Annotated in this window: 15 protein-coding genes; 2 read left to right on the forward strand and 13 right to left on the reverse strand. The window is 53.1% G+C overall.

Translation table 11 applies throughout. From position 1 onward, the window contains the following. The first annotated feature begins 438 nt into the window (after positions 1–438). Positions 439–648, forward strand: coding sequence for a hypothetical protein (locus CR103_RS09500; protein ID WP_099915756.1), 210 nt, complete (start codon positions 439–441; stop codon positions 646–648). Between the two features lie 36 nt (positions 649–684). Here the strand turns inward: CR103_RS09500 and CR103_RS09505 are convergent, their stop codons facing one another. Further along, positions 685–2,670: a polysaccharide biosynthesis protein gene (locus CR103_RS09505; RefSeq protein ID WP_099915757.1), complete on the reverse strand. Its 1,986-nt coding sequence runs from the start codon at positions 2,668–2,670 to the stop codon at positions 685–687. A 194-nt stretch (positions 2,671–2,864) separates the two neighbouring features. Here CR103_RS09505 and CR103_RS22025 point away from each other — a divergent pair, with 194 nt between their 5' ends. Continuing rightward, complete coding sequence (locus tag CR103_RS22025) at positions 2,865–3,047, forward strand: hypothetical protein (RefSeq protein ID WP_143752561.1); 183 nt, start codon at positions 2,865–2,867, stop codon at positions 3,045–3,047. A gap of 126 nt (positions 3,048–3,173) precedes the next feature. Here the strand turns inward: CR103_RS22025 and CR103_RS09510 are convergent, their stop codons facing one another. The 12 genes from CR103_RS09510 to CR103_RS09565 form a co-directional block, all read right to left on the reverse strand. Next, positions 3,174–5,936: a YjbH domain-containing protein gene (locus CR103_RS09510; protein WP_099915758.1), complete on the reverse strand. Its 2,763-nt coding sequence runs from the start codon at positions 5,934–5,936 to the stop codon at positions 3,174–3,176. 1,071 nt (positions 5,937–7,007) lie between these two features. Continuing rightward, positions 7,008–7,568 carry a sugar transferase gene (locus CR103_RS09515; protein WP_099915759.1) on the reverse strand — a complete coding sequence of 187 codons (561 nt, stop codon included), beginning with the start codon at positions 7,566–7,568 and terminating at the stop codon, positions 7,008–7,010. Positions 7,569–7,729: 161 nt separating this feature from the next. Continuing rightward, the gene (locus CR103_RS09520; protein ID WP_143752562.1) at positions 7,730–8,779 is read right to left on the reverse strand and encodes a WaaS/CpsH family glycosyltransferase; all 1,050 of its coding nucleotides are present in this window, start codon (positions 8,777–8,779) and stop codon (positions 7,730–7,732) included. An 80-nt stretch (positions 8,780–8,859) separates the two neighbouring features. Continuing rightward, complete coding sequence (locus tag CR103_RS09525; protein WP_099915761.1) at positions 8,860–9,441, reverse strand: serine O-acetyltransferase; 582 nt, start codon at positions 9,439–9,441, stop codon at positions 8,860–8,862. Beyond that, positions 9,438–10,586, reverse strand: a complete 1,149-nt coding sequence (locus tag CR103_RS09530) for an NAD-dependent epimerase/dehydratase family protein (RefSeq protein WP_099915762.1) — start codon at positions 10,584–10,586, stop codon at positions 9,438–9,440. Before CR103_RS09530 ends, CR103_RS09525 begins: the two co-directional genes overlap by 4 nt. Before the next feature lie 18 nt (positions 10,587–10,604). After that, complete coding sequence (locus CR103_RS09535) at positions 10,605–11,621, reverse strand: glycosyltransferase family 4 protein (RefSeq protein ID WP_180279344.1); 1,017 nt, start codon at positions 11,619–11,621, stop codon at positions 10,605–10,607. Positions 11,622–11,717: 96 nt separating this feature from the next. Then, on the reverse strand, positions 11,718–12,965 hold the full coding sequence (wzy, locus tag CR103_RS09540; protein WP_143752563.1) for an O-antigen polysaccharide polymerase Wzy: 1,248 nt from the start codon (positions 12,963–12,965) through the stop codon (positions 11,718–11,720). Positions 12,966–13,004: 39 nt separating this feature from the next. Beyond that, the gene (locus CR103_RS09545; protein ID WP_099915765.1) at positions 13,005–14,060 is read right to left on the reverse strand and encodes a glycosyltransferase; all 1,056 of its coding nucleotides are present in this window, start codon (positions 14,058–14,060) and stop codon (positions 13,005–13,007) included. Further along, positions 14,053–14,928, reverse strand: a complete 876-nt coding sequence (locus tag CR103_RS09550; protein ID WP_143752564.1) for a glycosyltransferase family 2 protein — start codon at positions 14,926–14,928, stop codon at positions 14,053–14,055. The genes CR103_RS09545 and CR103_RS09550 overlap by 8 nt, the downstream gene beginning before the upstream one ends. A gap of 9 nt (positions 14,929–14,937) precedes the next feature. Next, entirely contained in the window at positions 14,938–15,648 is a 711-nt protein-coding gene (locus CR103_RS09555) for a CatB-related O-acetyltransferase (protein ID WP_099915767.1), read from the reverse strand. After that, the gene (locus CR103_RS09560; protein WP_099915768.1) at positions 15,638–16,441 is read right to left on the reverse strand and encodes a glycosyltransferase family 2 protein; all 804 of its coding nucleotides are present in this window, start codon (positions 16,439–16,441) and stop codon (positions 15,638–15,640) included. The genes CR103_RS09555 and CR103_RS09560 overlap by 11 nt, the downstream gene beginning before the upstream one ends. Beyond that, positions 16,438–17,685, reverse strand: a complete 1,248-nt coding sequence (locus CR103_RS09565) for a hypothetical protein (RefSeq protein WP_143752565.1) — start codon at positions 17,683–17,685, stop codon at positions 16,438–16,440. Before CR103_RS09565 ends, CR103_RS09560 begins: the two co-directional genes overlap by 4 nt. Positions 17,686–17,767: the final 82 nt, after the last annotated feature.

The following is a 17,767-nucleotide window of genomic DNA, read 5'->3' on the forward strand; positions in this document are numbered from 1 at the left end:
GTATTTCTGCGTCATTCGCTCCTGCCTCGACACCCTGCGCAAGCAAGGCCACAACATGCTTGCCGTGCTGCAGCAGGCCTTCGCCGGCACTCCTATTCAGTCAGCTGCATAGCGGCTGAATAGTTACGGAAAACCAACGAAAAGCTCTCGTTGTACAACCGAACGCGCCGCTACGGCCAACGCCAGAAAATGTCCATTTTTGGCAGCAGGCGCAAAAATCAAAAATTTGCGAAATATCAAATATGATAACTATTTATTACACAAAAACCTTCATCACTGGTAATATTGATATCCAACAATATAATTAATGAAACTTATTAATCGTACTACATTTTACTGAAGGCGCCCGGGCAATGGCCTGAATGCAGGTTTCTTCGCAAATGAATTTAAAACGTAAAATAATTATTCTTAGAACCTAGCACTCATACGAGGCCATATATGATTCAAATCGACAGGTTGCGCGCGATGGCAAGTGAAGCAATTCTCGAATACCAGGCTGCCCTGACGGGTGGTAGCGAGCCGTCGTATCCCCATTGGGCCGACGATCTGCTGGTGGTATGCGCGCGTGCCGAAGCGTCTCTTATTACCAATCCCACCCACGCCACGCACAAGGTGCGGCAGGGCGAGTATTCCCTCTCGGCCGCCTGAGCCTGGGAGCAAGCGGAACGCCTTCCTGGCGTTCCGTCAAACCGTCGGCGCCAGCGCCGGCTCGTTTTCTTCGACGACGACTTCAAGCATCGCACCCTGCGTCATCTCGCACCTGTTTTCCAGATAGACCCAGTCGACGATTTCGCCGGCAGGCAGGTAGCCGGACACCAGTTCTTGCAGAATCTGGCGGATCGTGTTGACGTCATTCGACTCGAGCGCCGCGTCAAGTGCGGCGAGCCGCAACCGCAGCTTGCTCCACACCATCGCATCGTCGTGCGCTTTCATGATGCGTGGGTGCTCGGTCGGCGACGGGTTATCGCCGATCAGCAGTTCTTCGTACAGTTTCTCGCCCGGCCTTAGTCCGGTAATTTCGATCCCGATATCGCCATCGGCGTTGCCGTCCTCGCGCACGGTCATGCCGGACAGCTCCACCATGCGGCGTGCCAGGTCGATGATGCGCACCGGCGCGCCCATGTCAAGCACGAACACGTCGCCGCCGACGGCCATCGCGCCGGCCTGGATCACCAATTGCGCCGCTTCCGGGATGGTCATGAAAAAACGCGTGATGTCGGCATGGGTCAGCGTGATCGGTCCGCCGTCGCGGATCTGCTGGCGAAACAGTGGCACCACCGAGCCGCTCGAACCGAGCACGTTACCGAAGCGCACCATCGAAAACCGCGTCGCGCTGCGTTCCTGCGCCAGGCCCTGCAAGACCATCTCGGCCAAGCGCTTGCTGGCGCCCATGATGTTGGTCGGCCGCACGGCCTTGTCCGTAGAAATAAGCACAAAGTCGCGCACGCCGAACTCGGCCGACAGGCGCGCGGTCGTCCAGGTACCCATCACATTGTTGCGCACCCCTTCGGCCGGGTTATGTTCCACCAGCGGTACATGCTTGTAGGCAGCGGCGTGGTACACCGTCTGCGGCCGCCACACGCGCATGATTTCGCGCATGCGCGCTTCGTCGCGCACCGACGCCAGCAGCGGCAGCACTCGGATGTTCTTGGATGGAACGGTGCGCTGGAGTTCGTGGTGGATCGCATACAACGCATGCTCGCTCGAGTCCACCAGCAGCACCGTGTCAGGGCCAAGCCTGACGATCTGGCGGCACAATTCGCTGCCGATCGAGCCGCCCGCGCCGGTCACCAGCACCACGCGGCCGACGATGTTTTTCTCCAGCAAATCGGTGCTCGGCGGCACCGGATCGCGACCCAGCAGGTCTTCGATGTCCAGTTCGCTGATATCCTGGATTTTGATTTTCCCCTGCGCCAGGTCCGACAGGCAAGGCAAGGCGCGCACGTGCAACTGCAGGTGCATGCCCTCGATCGCCCGTACAATCTGGGCACGGCGTGTGCGGCTGATACTTGGCATCGCCATCAGCACATCGGTCACGCCTTGGCTGCGCACGAGGTCCTGCAGGCCGGAGGCCGGATAGATCGGCAGGCCGCTGAGTGTGCTGCCCTGCAAATGCGGAGCATCATCGACAAAGGCGCGCACCACCATTTCGCGGTTGTTGGCCAGCGCCGCAGCGACCTGACGGCCAGCCACGCCGGCGCCATAGATCACCACCTGCGGCAAGCCTTTGGCGTTAACCCGGTCAAGGTACAAGCCGCCCAGCGAATAGCGCGTCAGCAGGCGGCTGCAGCCGACGCTGACGAACATCAGCAGCGGCACCGTCACGCCGATACTGCGTGGCACGCCATCAATCTGGATCACTGTAAATACAAAGAAATACGCCAACCCGAACGGCACGCACGCCTTGACCAGCGCCATCAGCGCAGCGGTGCCCGAATAGCGAAAAATGGCGCGGTACAAGCCGTTCACGATAAACAGAGGGAATGCCAGGCCGATGGCGCTGGCCACCGCCCACCACTGCGCACCCGTGAGGAAGGTCCAACTATCGAGGCGGATGCCAAAGGACAGCCACACGCACAGGACGCACAGGCCGGCGTCAACCGCCAGCGCCAGCACGCGTTTGACTGGTCGCGGCAGGGCCAGCAAAAGTTTGGAGAATCGGTTAATCATATTTCCCAAGGGTCGAGCCCCGTCGTTACAGCAAATTCAGACAGTGAGCGAGCGATTGGGGCAGCTCCAGCGAGCAGCCGCATTAATGCAGCACTATTTATAATAGGCGTTGAAAAGAAATTTGCAGCTGCGATTATAACACTGGATATTTAACGATCTCAAAAGTGAGGGTTTCCAACAACAATAAAACTTATATGAATATTATATTGGCATTATTAATAAAAATAAAAAGTTTCTTAATTAGATTAAATATTGTCTGGATTATATTGCAGGCAGCTGCTCGAGGCCTGGTATTTTTTCAAGGCGATAAATTCGGCCAGCAGGCGGCGCGTTGCCGCGCATGTGAAACAGCCGGAAATTTGTTGGTCGCCATTTGAGTCGCCGCTTTCGCAGCCATTGGAAAAACTGACTCTTCGCGCACGCGGATACGTATTGGGAGACCAAAAAAAGCGCCTCGCTGAAAAATCAGGAAGCGCTTTTGATCTTTCAGCCTGATTCCACTCCTAGTAGGAACCGCGCCAAGACATGCTGATTTCTTTCGGTCCCGGATTGATCGAAAAGAACGAGCTGCGGTTTTCGCGCTGCGATTGCCACAGCCAACTGCCGATCGCATAGCCGACCAGGCTGCCGGCAACCGTATCCGACACCCAATGCTGGCGCCCCGACACCCGCCCGGCAGCGCTCAACGCCGCGACACCGTACAACCACGGCGCGTCGTACTCCTGCGCGAACGGCGTTACTGCGGCAAACGCCACAGCGCTATGACCGGACGGGAACGACGAATTCGAACGCCCGCCGTTGCCAACTTTCTCCCATGGCCCGCGTTCCTCGCCAGGCCGCGCGCGGCCAATGGCGTACTTGCCCAGCGCCGTCACACCGATGGCACCAGCGACCGACTCCAGTGAAATGAGGCCGATGTTTTGCATGCGATCGTCGCCAAACGCCATCGCGGCGCCAGCGGCACCCACCAGCGCGACCGGCATGGCCTTGCCGACGTTACCGAAACCACGCGCCACGGCCGAATCCTGGTGCTTTTTGAAAAACCGGTCCGCGGGCTTGTCCAGCAGCGCGCTGCCCAACACCGCGCCGGCCGCCAGTCCCCCGCCCTTGACCCATTCCGGCAAAGTCGGACTCGACGACGCTGCCTGCGCCAACCTCAGGCGGAACGCCGGCCACGGGTTACCAATTGGCCTGGCCTGCGGATAGGTAACCGCCAGGTTTTGTTCGTCCGGCCGCTCGCCGAGGTTGCCGAGCCCATCGCCCAAGGTCAGGTCGCGGCGCGGCTTCTCGATCATGTCGTACAGGTCGCCCGGCGACGCCACCATCTGGCCAACGTCGCGGGTCCATGGTGAAATTGCCATGTTGGCAATGGCCTGGGTATCGGCCAGCAGCATGGTGTTGAGCGACAACGACACGAACACACCTTTGTCGTTGTATGGGTTACTCGGCGTGCCGGGGCTGGTAGTGTCCTTGCCGTTAGTCTTGGTGTACCAGGCGCCGATCTCTATGCCGGAGAAGAAGCGGCGCTTGAACTCAAGCCGCACGCCGGTATCTTTCGCAAGGAAGCGGCCAGCGCGCGCCGTCACGGTGATATCTGCCGGCAAACGGTAATGCAGCGCGCCCAGCGCGGTGACGGTGCGGTAATCGCGCGCGTCGAACAGTCCCTTGAAGCCGCGCTGCTGCAGCGCATCGACCGACAGGTCGGCGGCCCAGCGGCTGTCCTTCGGCACATACAACAACTGGCCGCCGGCGCCGCGATACATTTCCTCGTACAAGCCACCCGACAGTCGGCCGTACCAGTTTTCAGCAGGCATGGCGTACTTGTTGATCATCAGCTTGTTCAGCTTGAATCGCGAGCCACGCTTGTATTCCGCGATATCGGTACGTACGTGCGGCAACAGGCTGTTCGACTTCTGGGTCACGCCAGACACAGTTTCGATAATGTTGGCACTGACCATGCCGTTCAGGTACAGCCCGGTGCCAAGACGACGGTCGTAATTGGCGGCGGCATCGATTTCGTAGCGCAAGGCGCCGCTCGGATCGTTGAAGAACAGGCCAAGCTTTGGGGCAAGGCGGAAACGGTTCGCTTCGCGGTCTTCCGAGCGCACTTGCACCATGTTGCCGTCGTGGCCGACGTCGACACCGATCCGGACGTCTTCGTTGAGGCCTGCGAGCATGGCCGGCTGGTCGATATCGATCCGGTCCGCCGGCGCGGCGGCGCGCACGATCACCGTTTGGAGGAATGCCTCGCGCGTGACCAGCCCGCCGAGGTAATTGCTTAGCACGTACAAGTTCAAGAACTCATACGTCGCTACGGGCTGTTCATTTTTTGTGTAGGTGATTTCAAACCCGCGCGTCCCGGCCGGCGCAAAGGCCAGTGCGGTCCGGCTTGCCCGGCCGATCGCGCGGCCCAGGTTCGAAATGCGGTTGTTCGTCAGGGTCAACTTGAGGATATCGCCGTCCAGCTCCACCCTAATGTTCTTAAAATCCTGCTTTGCCAGCGCTTGGACTAAGTTGGCGCCAGGACGGCCGTCATGCTGCCAGTCCGCCAGCGAGGCGCGCGCTGGCGCATCTTTTTGCTGGAACGCGGCAGGCTCCTTCAGTTTTGGTATGAATTCGCGTTCGCTCAACGGTATCGTCACATACGCATTCGCGCTGAAATGGTCCCGGTGACGAGCGATCTGTGCGCCAAGCCACCCCCAGCGATATTCCATTGCGCCAACCAACCCTTTGCGGCGTTGACCAGCATAAGTCTCCGCTGCGCGATAATCATGTGGGTAGTCGTTGGCGTCATACTCCAGCACTGCCGCCCAGTTGGGCGCACTGATCGGCGACCAGCGCACTCCGGCAAAAGCGCCATCCGGGCGCTTTCGGCCAATGCCCGCGCTGACCTCGAGATTATTGGCCGAGCCTAATGTCTTAGTAGCGACCAGGTATTCGCCCTTGAATCTGCCCGTCCCTTGAAGATCGGCAGCGCCAAACGCGACGCTGGGCAACCATGCACTCTCTTCCAGAAGACGCAGTTTCGCGCTGAACACTTTGTCCTTGTAACGGCCATATTCAATACCGTATTGGCCAGCTTCATTGGTGAAGCCGGGAATGCCATTGATCGATGCATAACGTGCTGTCACTTGCATGAATGGCAGTATTGTTGAACTTACCCAAAATGATCCATAAGGGGCATCGTAGCTGAATCCCAAACTAACCGTTCCATCCTTTTCGACCCAAGCGCTCGGCATATTAACATAGCCAGATTGCCCACTCATGTTCGGCGTTGCAGCGAAAACCTGGCTGGCGCTCAGTACGACACACCCACACCACGTGTATTTAATTTTATTTCGAAATAATGATAACAAAGCGAGTATCCAAGAAAATCGCCCTAATCGCAGCGAATCACCGCGCACAACACAGGGCATAGGAGTATGGCAGTAAAAACAACGTTGCTTGGCACGCCTCGAAGTTGAGGCCGATCAGCGCAGAACCATGTAAGCGATCAGTTTAACAAAATTAAAATCAGCTACTGAAGAAATGTGCAAGCGAGTTGCAGCACTAACAGTGCTGTTGAAAAATCATTCAGTGGTGGGAATTTTTTCCAATCAGAGTCAAAAATTGCCTCGAATTTAAGAAAAATGTACGATTCTGCTGAAATTATTGGCACTTTGAGTTCGTTTTTGCAGCAGTTTTCGCCGTTTGGTGGGGCAAAGTTTCTTTTTTCAACAGCCTGCTAACTCGCTTCGCCGTAATATAATTTTCAATATTTTAATTTATTAAGAGAAATCTGCAACAAAACTTGTGAAGAACTTTAGTTTAAAGCGATTTTCGACATAGTTAGCTATTACGGACGAAAGTTGCTAACAAGGCGACCCAGACGGCTTCGCAGTTCGAGGCTGGACCTACCTCGTTTAACTTCTAGTGCCATAGAGTCCCGAGGCGAATAAAAAAACACGCCCGATAACGTGGCGTTGCTGTCGAGAGACATATACCGCTCATGAAATTTCCACGTCGCGAAAAATGCTTTCTTAAGTCTTAATCGTGTGCAAAAGCACTTCGTCGCAGCGACGTCTATCATCGTTTGCTCGTCGATCATTTGTACCTCGCATTAGCTTTGCATTTGGACAGCATTGCATGAGCATCTGGGTATGTACACGTATAGGGTCGCGCTCGACGTCAGTCTGAAATTGGTGCCGGCCCATCCCAAATCCGGTCCCGATTATGCAGTAGCGCGCCAAATCGACCAGCAAATAATATCGACCGTGTGGTGTAGCTTGGAGATCTCGACGGTGTTTCTTGCAACGCCAAGCAAGACCACGTTAGACGCAATGCTGCCACCTACGTACTCAATGCACAATGCCATCGCGAAGCAAGACCTTCAGGAACGTCAAAACAACTACCTTAATATCAAAGGCGAGTGATTGACGATGCATGTACTCGACGTCAAGCCTTACCTTCTCGAGGAGTGATAATTCGTCGCGGCCGTTGACTTGCGCCCAACCTGTTAACCCCGGACGCACGCGGTGCACCCCTTGTTCGGTGCGCATTGCGATCAAATTATGCTGATTAAACAATGCCGGCCGCGGACCAACGATACTCATATCGCCGCGGATGACGCACCAAAGCTGAGGCAACTCATCCAGGCTCGATTTTCGTAGAAATCCCCCGATCGGCGTCAAAAAACTTACTGGATTTTCGAGCAAATGGGTTGCCACTACCGGGGTATCGATGCGCATTGTTCTTAATTTCGGCATCGAAAAAATACGGTTATCGCGGCCGACGCGGTCTGACCAATACAACACCGGTCCTTGGGAAGTGCGCTTGATTAACACCGCGAGCACAAGCAATGGAATCGAAAATATCGCTGACGCTAATAACGCCAAACATAAATCTAGAAAGCGCTTCATTATTAGTTCCAATAAAGTTACCAATTAGATGTGAAAATAGCAGCGTCATGGACTTAGACTTTGAACAACTATTTTACCCCAATTTACTTACTGTCAAAGGCGAGACATGACGCAACGCAAGGACCCAAACTCCGACAGCAATGTTGCGAACACACAAATGGTTATCCAGCCGGAAATGCCGATTTTTTCTTGGCCAAGTCCTGCAGCGCCAACAACTCGGCAACCCAATTCTCGCAGGCATAATATTTTCGAACAGATTCATCAACCTGCACGAATGGGCAATTTAGGAAGCCGCTCGTGATTTCAGGGTCGCCGCGCTCGATAATCTGTACGCGCGAAGGATGATATAAATCGCTGTCGAGGATATGTTTGTTGGTGGTGAGGAGCTTCTTCCCTGAAAGCAGTGTTTCGATCGTCCTCATCGTGAACCCGCGTTGCTGCGGATGCTCGATGTCCAGTACTGCTCTTGACTGTGCAACGATCTCAGCTACGGCATCGGCGCTCATTGGCTTGGTCGATAATGTACCCTTTGGTGCAAACCACAGGGTCCGGTCCGAACAGCGGCGAAGTAACAACACGAGGGGACTTTGGAAAAACGCATAAACGAAACTGCGTGCGACAGTGCCATACCGCTTCCGCAGCCGATCAATCACCCGGTGGCGATCCGAATGTATGGTGCCGATGAAGCACCAATCGAAGTTCGTGACATCTTCCTTGGGCTTGCCACGCGCAACGTCTCTGCTAAATAGCGGACGATAGGTCCAGTCGAATTTTGCGGCATCGATGGGATCAAAACTGGCCACCGAATCGAAAGCAGGTAAAATCTTTGATAGTCCTCGGATGTTTTCGAAACCGTCCCATAAGTATAAACCGATGCTGGCCGACGGAAATGCTCTGCTAATTTCACGCGTCATGCGCAGCGAAAGTCCCTCCCCCTTGATCACCAGAATATGCGTAATGGGCGCGCCACGCAGCAGTTCGAGGCGTTTTTTAAAGGTCTGCTCCGACCAGCGCACTGTCGCCGCAGGAAGTGCTCGCAACGCAAGCTTATACAAGGTGGCGCTACTTGCGCGCTCGTCCCACCACGTCACGGCGTAACCCATTTCCCTTAGCGTCGCCGAGATCGAGACATGGTAAGAAAATGTTAACGGCGAAACCAACAACACGTGGCCGCGTGGCTTAGTGCCGTCTGGTAAAATTTCAGGATACATTATTAAGAGATTTTCAATTGACTTGTCTTTGGTTCTCGCCGACCCGTGCTTACGCAGTCAGCAAGGCGGACGGAGTTGGATTATCTTTTCGGTCTGGCTTCAACGGCTGGAATGCCGACCACGGTCGCCCCCGCCCGCACATCGTTGACGACTACGGCATTTGCCCCAACGCTTGACCCGTCACCGAGCGTTACAGCGCCGAGCACTTTGGCGCCCGCGCCGATCGTGACGTTGTCGCCGAGCGTCGGTCGCGAGACCTGCATATAAGAAAAATCGAGTTCTCGTGCGCCCAATGTCACGCCTTGGAAAATCGTTGCATTAGTACCGATTGCCCAAGCGCCGATCACAGTACCTTGGGTATGGGGGAAAAACAGCCCCTTGCCGATTGGGCAGCGCACGGCTATTTCAATGCCGAAAAAGAAGAAATTCAGCAGCGAAAAAACCTTACCGACGGGACCGATTTTCATCCGGTGGCAGGTATACGCAAGCCTGCACAGCAACACCGGCGCAAAACGTGGCGATAGCGCCCCGCTCCATAGCTTCACCCCAGTCACGCTGTCCGCGGTCCCGTATAACAAAACCCGCGCACGGCGCAGGTCGGCTGCTACATATCGGAAGAATCGGAACTCATCCGTACCGCCTGTTTTTAACGCGCCGTTCATTGGTTTGACGTCTTCCCCATCAAACCGCGTGAGGCTAATTCACTGACCGAGCGCAAGTAAGCCGATTTGTCCTCTGCCGGTTGCGCCGAGGCCCAATCCAGGAAATGGCCCAAGCCGACATTGAAAGGCGTTACCGGCAGCGCACCCAGCACCTGCTCAAATGTCGACATGTCCGCGATATTGTGGCGGATATCGCCCATCCGGAATTCTCCGGTCACCTTAATTATGCTGTCACTGGCAAAATATGCTTTGATTTCCTCGGCTACGGCCATCACGCTTGTGGCGTGACCCGAACCGACGTTCAACGCACCAACAAAATGGCCTTCGTAATTCACTGCGCGCACTGTCGCTTCGACCACGTCGTCGATGTAGACAAAGTCTCGCGATTCTTGGCCGTCCTCGTAGATTTCGATTCCCTGGTTCTGCCGCGCAAGGTTCGAAAACACTGCGAGAATGCCGGTATAGGGGTTCTTCAACGACTGCCCTGGCCCATATACATTCTGATACCGCAGCCCGAAGCCGTTGATACCACGTGTACTGGCGAACAATAACACTGCCTGTTCCTGCACTTGCTTCGTCAGGCCATACATCGACATCGGCACAAATGGCGACACCTCAGGGGTTGGCAACAGCGCCAGCAGCGCACCGCACACAGGACAGCCAGGCTCGAATCGGCCTGCCGACATGTCTTCGCGGCTGCGTTGTTTTGGCGAGACCCTGCCATGGACCGTGCAACGATAAGCGCCCTCACCATACACCGCGCGGCTCGACGCGACGACGATGGAGCGCAGCGATTTGCCGCACTCATCGTTTTGCAGCAGGTCCAGCATCGTCGCAGTACCCTGAACGTTGACGCTGAAATAGCGCTCAATCTCGTACATCGACTGGCCTGTGCCGGTTTCTGCAGCCAGGTGCACGATTGCATCGACACCGGCCAGCGCTTGTTTCAACGCAGCGTGGTCACGCACGTCCGCCTTGATAACCTCGACCTGCCCCGTCAGATCGTCCGATAATGTCTCGGTGGCATGGATCTGAGGACTAAAATTGTCCAGAACGCGACATTTGACATTTTGCCGCAACAATGCACGCGCTACGCGCTGTCCAATGAAACCTGCGCCACCAGTGATAAGAACCAAATTTGACATAAATAGCTTACAAAGGAATTAAAACGATACAAGTGATGCGTACACATCCGCATGTTTGCGTGCTGACTCTCGCCAGTCGAACAATGCAGCGCGGGCGATTCCGGCGCGCGAGAAAACAAGCCAGTGCTGATCATCCAACATGGTCGACATCGCAATAGAAAGTTGCTCGACAGAACGAGGATCTATTAATATACCACTTTCGCCGATCACTTCTGGTAAAGATGACGAGTTCGCGCAAATCACAGGACACCCTGCCGCCATCGCCTCGAGCGGCGGAAGCCCGAAGCCCTCGTAAGCAGATGGATATACCAAGGCGCGAGCTATGCCGTACAACGCGCCCACCGTGTCGACATCGACAAATCCGATCGATATTACCGCCTCAGTCAACTTCAACGATTCGATCAGTTGGCGCTCCTGCTCACTGAGGGCAGCGCCGGTACAGACAATGAGCAAACCTTGCTTCATCAGCCCGCCTGCCGCAAATGCCTGCAGTAACAACTCGAAGTTTTTGTATCCTGATCGACCGCCCACGAACAGGAAAAACTGCCTGGACTCGAGGTCGTACCCTCTCGCCCGCAGGCGGCCGAATGCTGCAATGCCCATAGCCGGCGATGAAATCAGTCTCGAACAGCCGTGATGGATAACATATACCGGCTTTGATCCGATCTCACGCGCATAGCATTCGTACAAATCGCAGCGGGTGGATTCGGAAATGCAGATAATCGCATCGGCCTTAACCACCGATTTCTTCCGCTCGTACAGGTTCACAATTTTTCCACGTCCACCGCCCAGCCCTTTTTCGTAAATCAGGTCGTGAATGGTAGTGACGTTTTTGGTACCGCGACTCGAAGACACCCGAAAATGACTCGAATGAAAAACTTTCGCGCTCGATGTCGGCGAATACAGCCGCATATACTTGTTCGCTGTACTATGCACAATCGGTCCGAGCACGAATTCCGGCAGCCGAGTTGTCAACTCATGCCAGTATGTTGAGGCACCACCAAATTTCTGGACATTTTGAATAATGTCGTCCAACTCTAAATATGACATAGCTACCAAATTAGTTAATAATCTACCACTCAAATGACGAGAACACACCGAATTAATAACTTGATACCAGAACCATCGCCCTTATCGGCTCGATGTAATACGTACGACGCAAAGTAAATAAAGCAAAACTACTACGAAAATGTTCCTGTACAGTTCTATCAGCTCACCGCGAACAACGAATAACATAAGGAAACCTAGCGATGCAGCCAACGCTGCCTTTGCATTGTTTCCAGATTTCAGCGTCGAGTCGATCCATCCCAGATAAACGCCAAGGCACAGCGAAATGGCCCAAGCCCACATCGACCCACCCAGTAGGTAAATTTCAGCGACTACCGAAAAACCGAAGCCGCCCCCGAGATCGGCCCAACCCGGATCGACGATAGCAACATACTGCTGCGACAGCAATTCCGGTGGGACGATGCCAAATTGTGCCAATAAACTGACCGGTAGCAGGTATAGCAGGGCTGCAAAATACCGTGAGCCGGAAATAACAAATTGGCCCGCAATGGAGTCCGAAGTCAGGAACACTACTGCAGTATTGGTGAGTTCAATTATCGGGCGCAAAAACATTGAACCTAGATCCATCTCAGCAAACGATCCTTCGCGCATGACCCCAATGACCGTGCTGGCGACAATGGTCGCGACCGCATGCGGAATGTATTTCCATATCTTGAAGCCTAACCGGGCTGAGCAAAGAACAACTATGCTTACACCAAGGTAGAGCACAGAGGAGCGCGAACCCGTAAATATAAAACTTACTACCAGCACGAAAAATACGCCCAACAGCAGATATTTTAAATGCTGCGAAAAAACATCGCGAAAACTAAGCCAGCTCGACAATAAAAAGAACAGGGAGAATACGTATACCGGTAGAATCGTAATCGTTTTCAACGGCGAGCCGCTCTGCCCTCCCGCATAAATTTCGAGATACCCTGCACTGATTGCCTGATATGCCGCCATTGAATTATTAAGAATAATCAGCGTGCCTAACAAGACATTTATGCCTATCCAAACCTTCAACGCGCGCGGTGGCACGGCAGCGACTGCGCGCCAACGCATGACCTTGATGAAAAACTGACACGACAGAGCGCCAATATAAATAAACAGACAGGTTATCACTACTTTGTTTAGCCCGTTGTGAACTTCGCGCAGTAAAAATAGGTTCGGCAAGTCGGCGAAGTTAATTACCATATACAATAATGGCACATAGTGAAACCCGATAATCAATACCAAAAAGACTTGGGAAAAGGAGAGTTGCCCCTTATTTCTCCAAATCATGAAGGCAAAAATTGCAATCAAAACATAATTCATCATCACTAGTAACGTCACAGGGACGCTTCGTAAAATTATCTAAACCGGCCTACCCGATCATTCCGGTGCAATCTGGGAGGTAAAATAGCCATGCAACATATTAATCGACCGGGAATTGTCGAATTCACGTTTCAAAAACTTGCCCGAATTCGCCCCGCGGACCGCAAGTTCCTCTGGGGACCACGCCTCGGCCTGATGAATGAGCGGAAGAACCTGGCTGATATCGTTGAAGTCAGCGCTTAGAAACATCCCGCAATGGCGGTCAAAAAAATCGTAGCCGTCAAAACGGTTGGCGATGACAACGCAGCCTTTTTCAATTGCCTCTAGCACCACCATCGGCATTGCTTCTGTCAATGAAGGCAAGAGTAAAATACTTCCCGGCAAGACCGATGCCCATGGATCGGCGACAAAGCCGTGCAGCGTCACGCGCGACACGATTCCGCGCATTTCGATCTGCTGCACGATTTCCTCGAGCAAGCCGCCAGCGCCGAAGAAGTCGGCATGGTAGTTGCGATCACCCTTCGTGATTAACGCGTGCAATACTTCCAGCACCTTGTGTGGTTGCTTCAGCGGCGCAAATGAACCAATAAAGACCAATCGCGGCAACATCCGCGTAATCACAGCAACGGCTTGCGTGCTGACGCGGCGGATGTTCGGCAAAAACAGCACCTGCTTGCTGGTGACAGCTAAGCGGCGTGCTTCGCCAGGTGCGGCACAAATAACGCGCTGCGCAAGTCGCAGGCTCATGCCGATCGCCAACCTACTCTTTACTCCCTGAAATTTCAGATAAACTGGCGCACTGCAATGCAACCACATGATCAACCGCGGTTTTTTAAGTCCCAGCAGCGCAGCCGCGCACAGAAGAAACGGCACGCCCTCAACCCCGGAAACGATAAAATCATAACCAGCGCTGCGTGAACGTATCTCACGCACGAACTGTGCATAGCCTACCAACTTTGAGGTCGCGACGCTGGCCAGATCAAATTCGCCCTTACTCAGGGAATCAACCTGAAGCGCCCGACCGCTCGAGCCAACTGCATCCTTCAGATTATTCAATACAGTTTCCGCGCCGCCTCCGCTTGAATGGATATTTACCACCAACACCCTAATCATCACGGCTCCTAGTGAACCTCAGGCCTAACAAGCCCTTCAGTTTAATAAGCCTGCCGCGCCGTTCGTTCTTGCGAATAACATAGGCTACTGCCGATTTTGCGACAGCCATGTACAAATGGAGGCGCACGGTCAAGCACAATTGCAACGAACCTTTAAATCCAAGCAACATGTCGCGATACCCGCGGCTGTAATTGAACAGCTTGAGCTCATTCATTTCAACTAATTCCTGGCGGGGATGATAGGCATACGGTGCATGGACATAAACGGCCTTGGCGCCGTTGTCGAGCGCTTTCAGAACCAGCTCAGTTTCCTCTCCGCATAATCCGCTACTACCGACCCCGAGCGCCTCGTTAAATCCACCGACATTGGAAATGCACGACAGCTTCATCACGAGATTCAAGCTAATGGCCAAGTTGATTAATTCGTGCCCCCGCATAGGCCGCGAGTGCGACGGATATTTGCGATTGCCATAGGGCGTCGTTTCGCCGGTGTTCAAAAGACGAAATACGGCAATATCCCATTCGCCGCAGCAGGCGAACTCGTCGCGCATGCTAGTCAGGAAGTCGTTTGGGTAGCTGGCGTCGTCGTCGCAGAACACCACATACCCCTCGCCTGAGATATTTGCTAACAAGCGGTTGCGCGCGAGCGATAGCGGAATCCGCGTGTTCGACTGAATACGGGTAATCCTGCGCTCGTCGACCGCTGGATTCCGTTCAAAAATTTTGTCGTGGAGTTGCGGCGCCTGGTCCAAAGCCAGTAACTCCATCGTCCATCCCGACGAAACGTCTAAGTTATTGAACGATGCGAGCAGTGTCTCAAAAAGATCAGGCCTTGATCCCGTCGTGGTCGCTAAAAAACTAATCTTCAATTTGATAACTCATGGATGGTAGCTCGTCGGTTTTTTGCAGACCGCCTCTACATTGGAAATATTCGGCACGATCAAAGATTGGATGTCGGTGGGGCTTAAGTTGCACCAATCGAGCGCGACCAAATCTTGTATTACGTTACTATCGAAACGTTGGCCAATTTTCTTCGCCGGCACACCGGCCCAGATTTCGTACGCCCCGACGTCCTTCGTCACAATCGACCCGGCGCCAATCACCGCGCCGACATTCAGGGTTACCCCCTGCATAACGACTGCGTTGCAGCCGATCCAAACATCATCACCAATGCGCGTTTTGGCGATAGCAGCGCCGCTTGCGGTACCGCTGCAGTCGAAACCATAAAAATCTTGGTGCCAGAATGGATGCGTGCTGAGGTTCCGATAATTGTGGCTGGCCGGACCGATCATCACGTCCCGTGCGATCGAGCAGAATTTCCCGATTACTGCGTTCTCAACTGAGCTGTTCGGATTAATGTAACTAAAATTGTCGATGCTCGAGCCGGCATCAATGAACACGCCTTTTTCGATGATCACGCGCTCGCCAACATTCGCTCCCAGCGCGACTTCAAGACTGCGAATTGACGAATGACGTTTTTTCGCACGCCACTGCCAGATAAAAAAACGCCCAAGTCGCTTCATGCTTCGCAAGCTCCAGCCGGCACAGTCGCGCAGCAAGCCGAATGCGATGCAAAAATTATTGGCCATGCCCGCCCCAGAACAGTCGGGCCAGTGCCACGGGACTAAGCGAAAGCAACCCCTCTTTCAGCAGTCGGCGAAACCACGCCTTATGGTAGTCCTGCGCGAGCTGCTTCATTTTCGGTGCGTTGCGGTTGAAAACCTTGACCGCGTACGCCAGCGAATCCTTGGTGTAGCGTGACGTATCCAAGCTTACAAATCGCTGCCGGGACAGTTGGTTGCCTGAGTCTTGGTGATAGCGGAACAACGGGCGATTCGAATAGTGTGCCTTCAGGCCGAATTCGAACAACTGCACGATATACCAGATTTCGCTGATCCTCACTTTTGGCATGACAACATTCCGGTACGCCTGCATCCTTATCGTGATGAGGTAATCAGAGGCACGAGTTGGACATTGCACCCAGCGCCAATACTGATCAAGGCTTTCAATTAAGAACACTTCTTCATTTTTGTGTTTTTCATCAGGAAATCCATACACGTCGCAGTCTGGCGCAGCAGCGATTTGCGCGCAAAATATTTCATGCCAATCCGGCAATAACTCGTCGTCGCTGTCGAGAAACATGAGGTAATCATGTTTTGCGCTCATGGCTCCGACTGAACGAGCGGCGATCGGTCCCACGTTGCTCTCAAGCCGCACAACTTTGATTAACGGATTATCAAACTGTTGTAGCGGCATGCTTGAACAATCATCGACAATGATGATCTCGATTTTGGTATTGGCCCCAAGCCGAATACTTGTGATGCAGCGCGCAATCGTATTCTCTCGATTGAAATATGGAATAATAATCGAAATACTTGTCATTGACTAACCCTACCTTTGCGAAGACTCGTTCGCAACGCGACACCACTGAAAACGGAAGCGACTAACCAAGTTACGACATAGGCAAGGGGCACTGCTGAAACATGCACCGACGTGTTGGAGAAAAATATGTAGAACATAAGCATTAATGGAATCATCATCATTTGTCCCGCAACGAACATTTTTGAACACATGTTTTTCTTGATTGCAATGGCGACGGTAAGGATGTTAAGCACAGCAAAGGGTGTCGAAACAACCATGACATCCAACATCTGAATAAATGAAGAGTTATGTAATGATTTGAGAGGAAGCATCTCGAGTACCCCTACTTCAATCATGATTTTTACAACTGCGCAACTTAATATTCCGTAACCCATTAATATTTTAAAGGAGTTGACAAAACTTCCGAGGCTGCCTGACCGATTCGAAATAATAATCGTTGCAAGTAGCGTTGCCGGCAAAAGCAAAAATTGCGTTATGCTATAAGCCAAGCTAAAGATGCCGAGTGCTTCGATCGATTCGCTCCTCGCAAGGTATAACAGATATAACTTAAACGAAATAAACTGCGCCAACGATATCAGATAGATCGCGCCATTCTCCCGGTACATACTTTTGAAATTCAACAAGCCTGCCCGTGCCCTTAGTCCGGCGTTTGTTAAAGTTAGTGCTTTGGCGTACAGATAGGAGCCGGCGAACGGCCCTATCACTGCCAGCCATACGATTAAGTTGACTTCGGAGTGGCCCAGAAAGTATGCCAATAGGATAAGCGAGCCGGAAAACGCCGAGCCCACTAGAGATAGGATCTTTGCCTTAATAAAATATTGATTTCCGTTCAAGATAGCGGTAAATTCGTTCACCTTATGGTTAAGTACTGCTGCAATGATGAGCAGCACTAGAAATAGGGTTTGCAGGTGCTCCGGCACGATCCCCTGCTTTGGGGAAAACACATATAAAATGGAGATGGCTACAACCTGCACAAGCAACACGCTCGACCCGATCTTTACGAGGTTAGCAGGCGTTGCGCTATTCTTCGACACATGTAAATTAATTGCAGTGTATAAATTAAAAGAAAAGAGAATTGAGGTAAGCCCGAGAATCGACATCAGGATCTCAAATATGCCGCGTAGGCGATAACCGAACAATTCGACGAGTGTGATCTGTGTCGCGTAGTTAAGCGCTGAATACCCAAGGGATAGAATGGTCCCGATGCCGACGATTGACAATATGTTTTGCGGCTTTTTTTCCATCATTCCTGCTAGCATTTTCTTGCATTATCGACACACCATCGACGCGCAACTTTTGGACAAGCGAGCGCAACTATTTGCCTTG

The organism is Massilia psychrophila (assembly GCF_002760665.1).
Taxonomy (GTDB): Bacteria; Pseudomonadota; Gammaproteobacteria; order Burkholderiales; family Burkholderiaceae_D; genus JAFCUW01.

Bases quoted from the DNA above. Each gene is read 5' to 3' on its own strand.
- CR103_RS09500 (WP_099915756.1), top strand. From the start codon at position 439: ATGATTCAAATCGACAGGTTGCGCGCGATGGCAAGTGAAGCAATTCTC.
- CR103_RS09505 (WP_099915757.1), bottom strand. From the start codon at position 2,670: ATGATTAACCGATTCTCCAAACTTTTGCTGGCCCTGCCGCGACCAGTC.
- CR103_RS22025 (WP_143752561.1), top strand. From the start codon at position 2,865: ATGAATATTATATTGGCATTATTAATAAAAATAAAAAGTTTCTTAATT.
- CR103_RS09510 (WP_099915758.1), bottom strand. From the start codon at position 5,936: ATGAGTGGGCAATCTGGCTATGTTAATATGCCGAGCGCTTGGGTCGAA.
- CR103_RS09515 (WP_099915759.1), bottom strand. From the start codon at position 7,568: ATGAAGCGCTTTCTAGATTTATGTTTGGCGTTATTAGCGTCAGCGATA.
- CR103_RS09520 (WP_143752562.1), bottom strand. From the start codon at position 8,779: ATGTATCCTGAAATTTTACCAGACGGCACTAAGCCACGCGGCCACGTG.
- CR103_RS09525 (WP_099915761.1), bottom strand. From the start codon at position 9,441: ATGAACGGCGCGTTAAAAACAGGCGGTACGGATGAGTTCCGATTCTTC.
- CR103_RS09530 (WP_099915762.1), bottom strand. From the start codon at position 10,586: ATGTCAAATTTGGTTCTTATCACTGGTGGCGCAGGTTTCATTGGACAG.
- CR103_RS09545 (WP_099915765.1), bottom strand. From the start codon at position 14,060: ATGATTAGGGTGTTGGTGGTAAATATCCATTCAAGCGGAGGCGGCGCG.
- CR103_RS09555 (WP_099915767.1), bottom strand. From the start codon at position 15,648: ATGGCCAATAATTTTTGCATCGCATTCGGCTTGCTGCGCGACTGTGCC.
- CR103_RS09560 (WP_099915768.1), bottom strand. From the start codon at position 16,441: ATGACAAGTATTTCGATTATTATTCCATATTTCAATCGAGAGAATACG.
- CR103_RS09565 (WP_143752565.1), bottom strand. From the start codon at position 17,685: ATGGAAAAAAAGCCGCAAAACATATTGTCAATCGTCGGCATCGGGACC.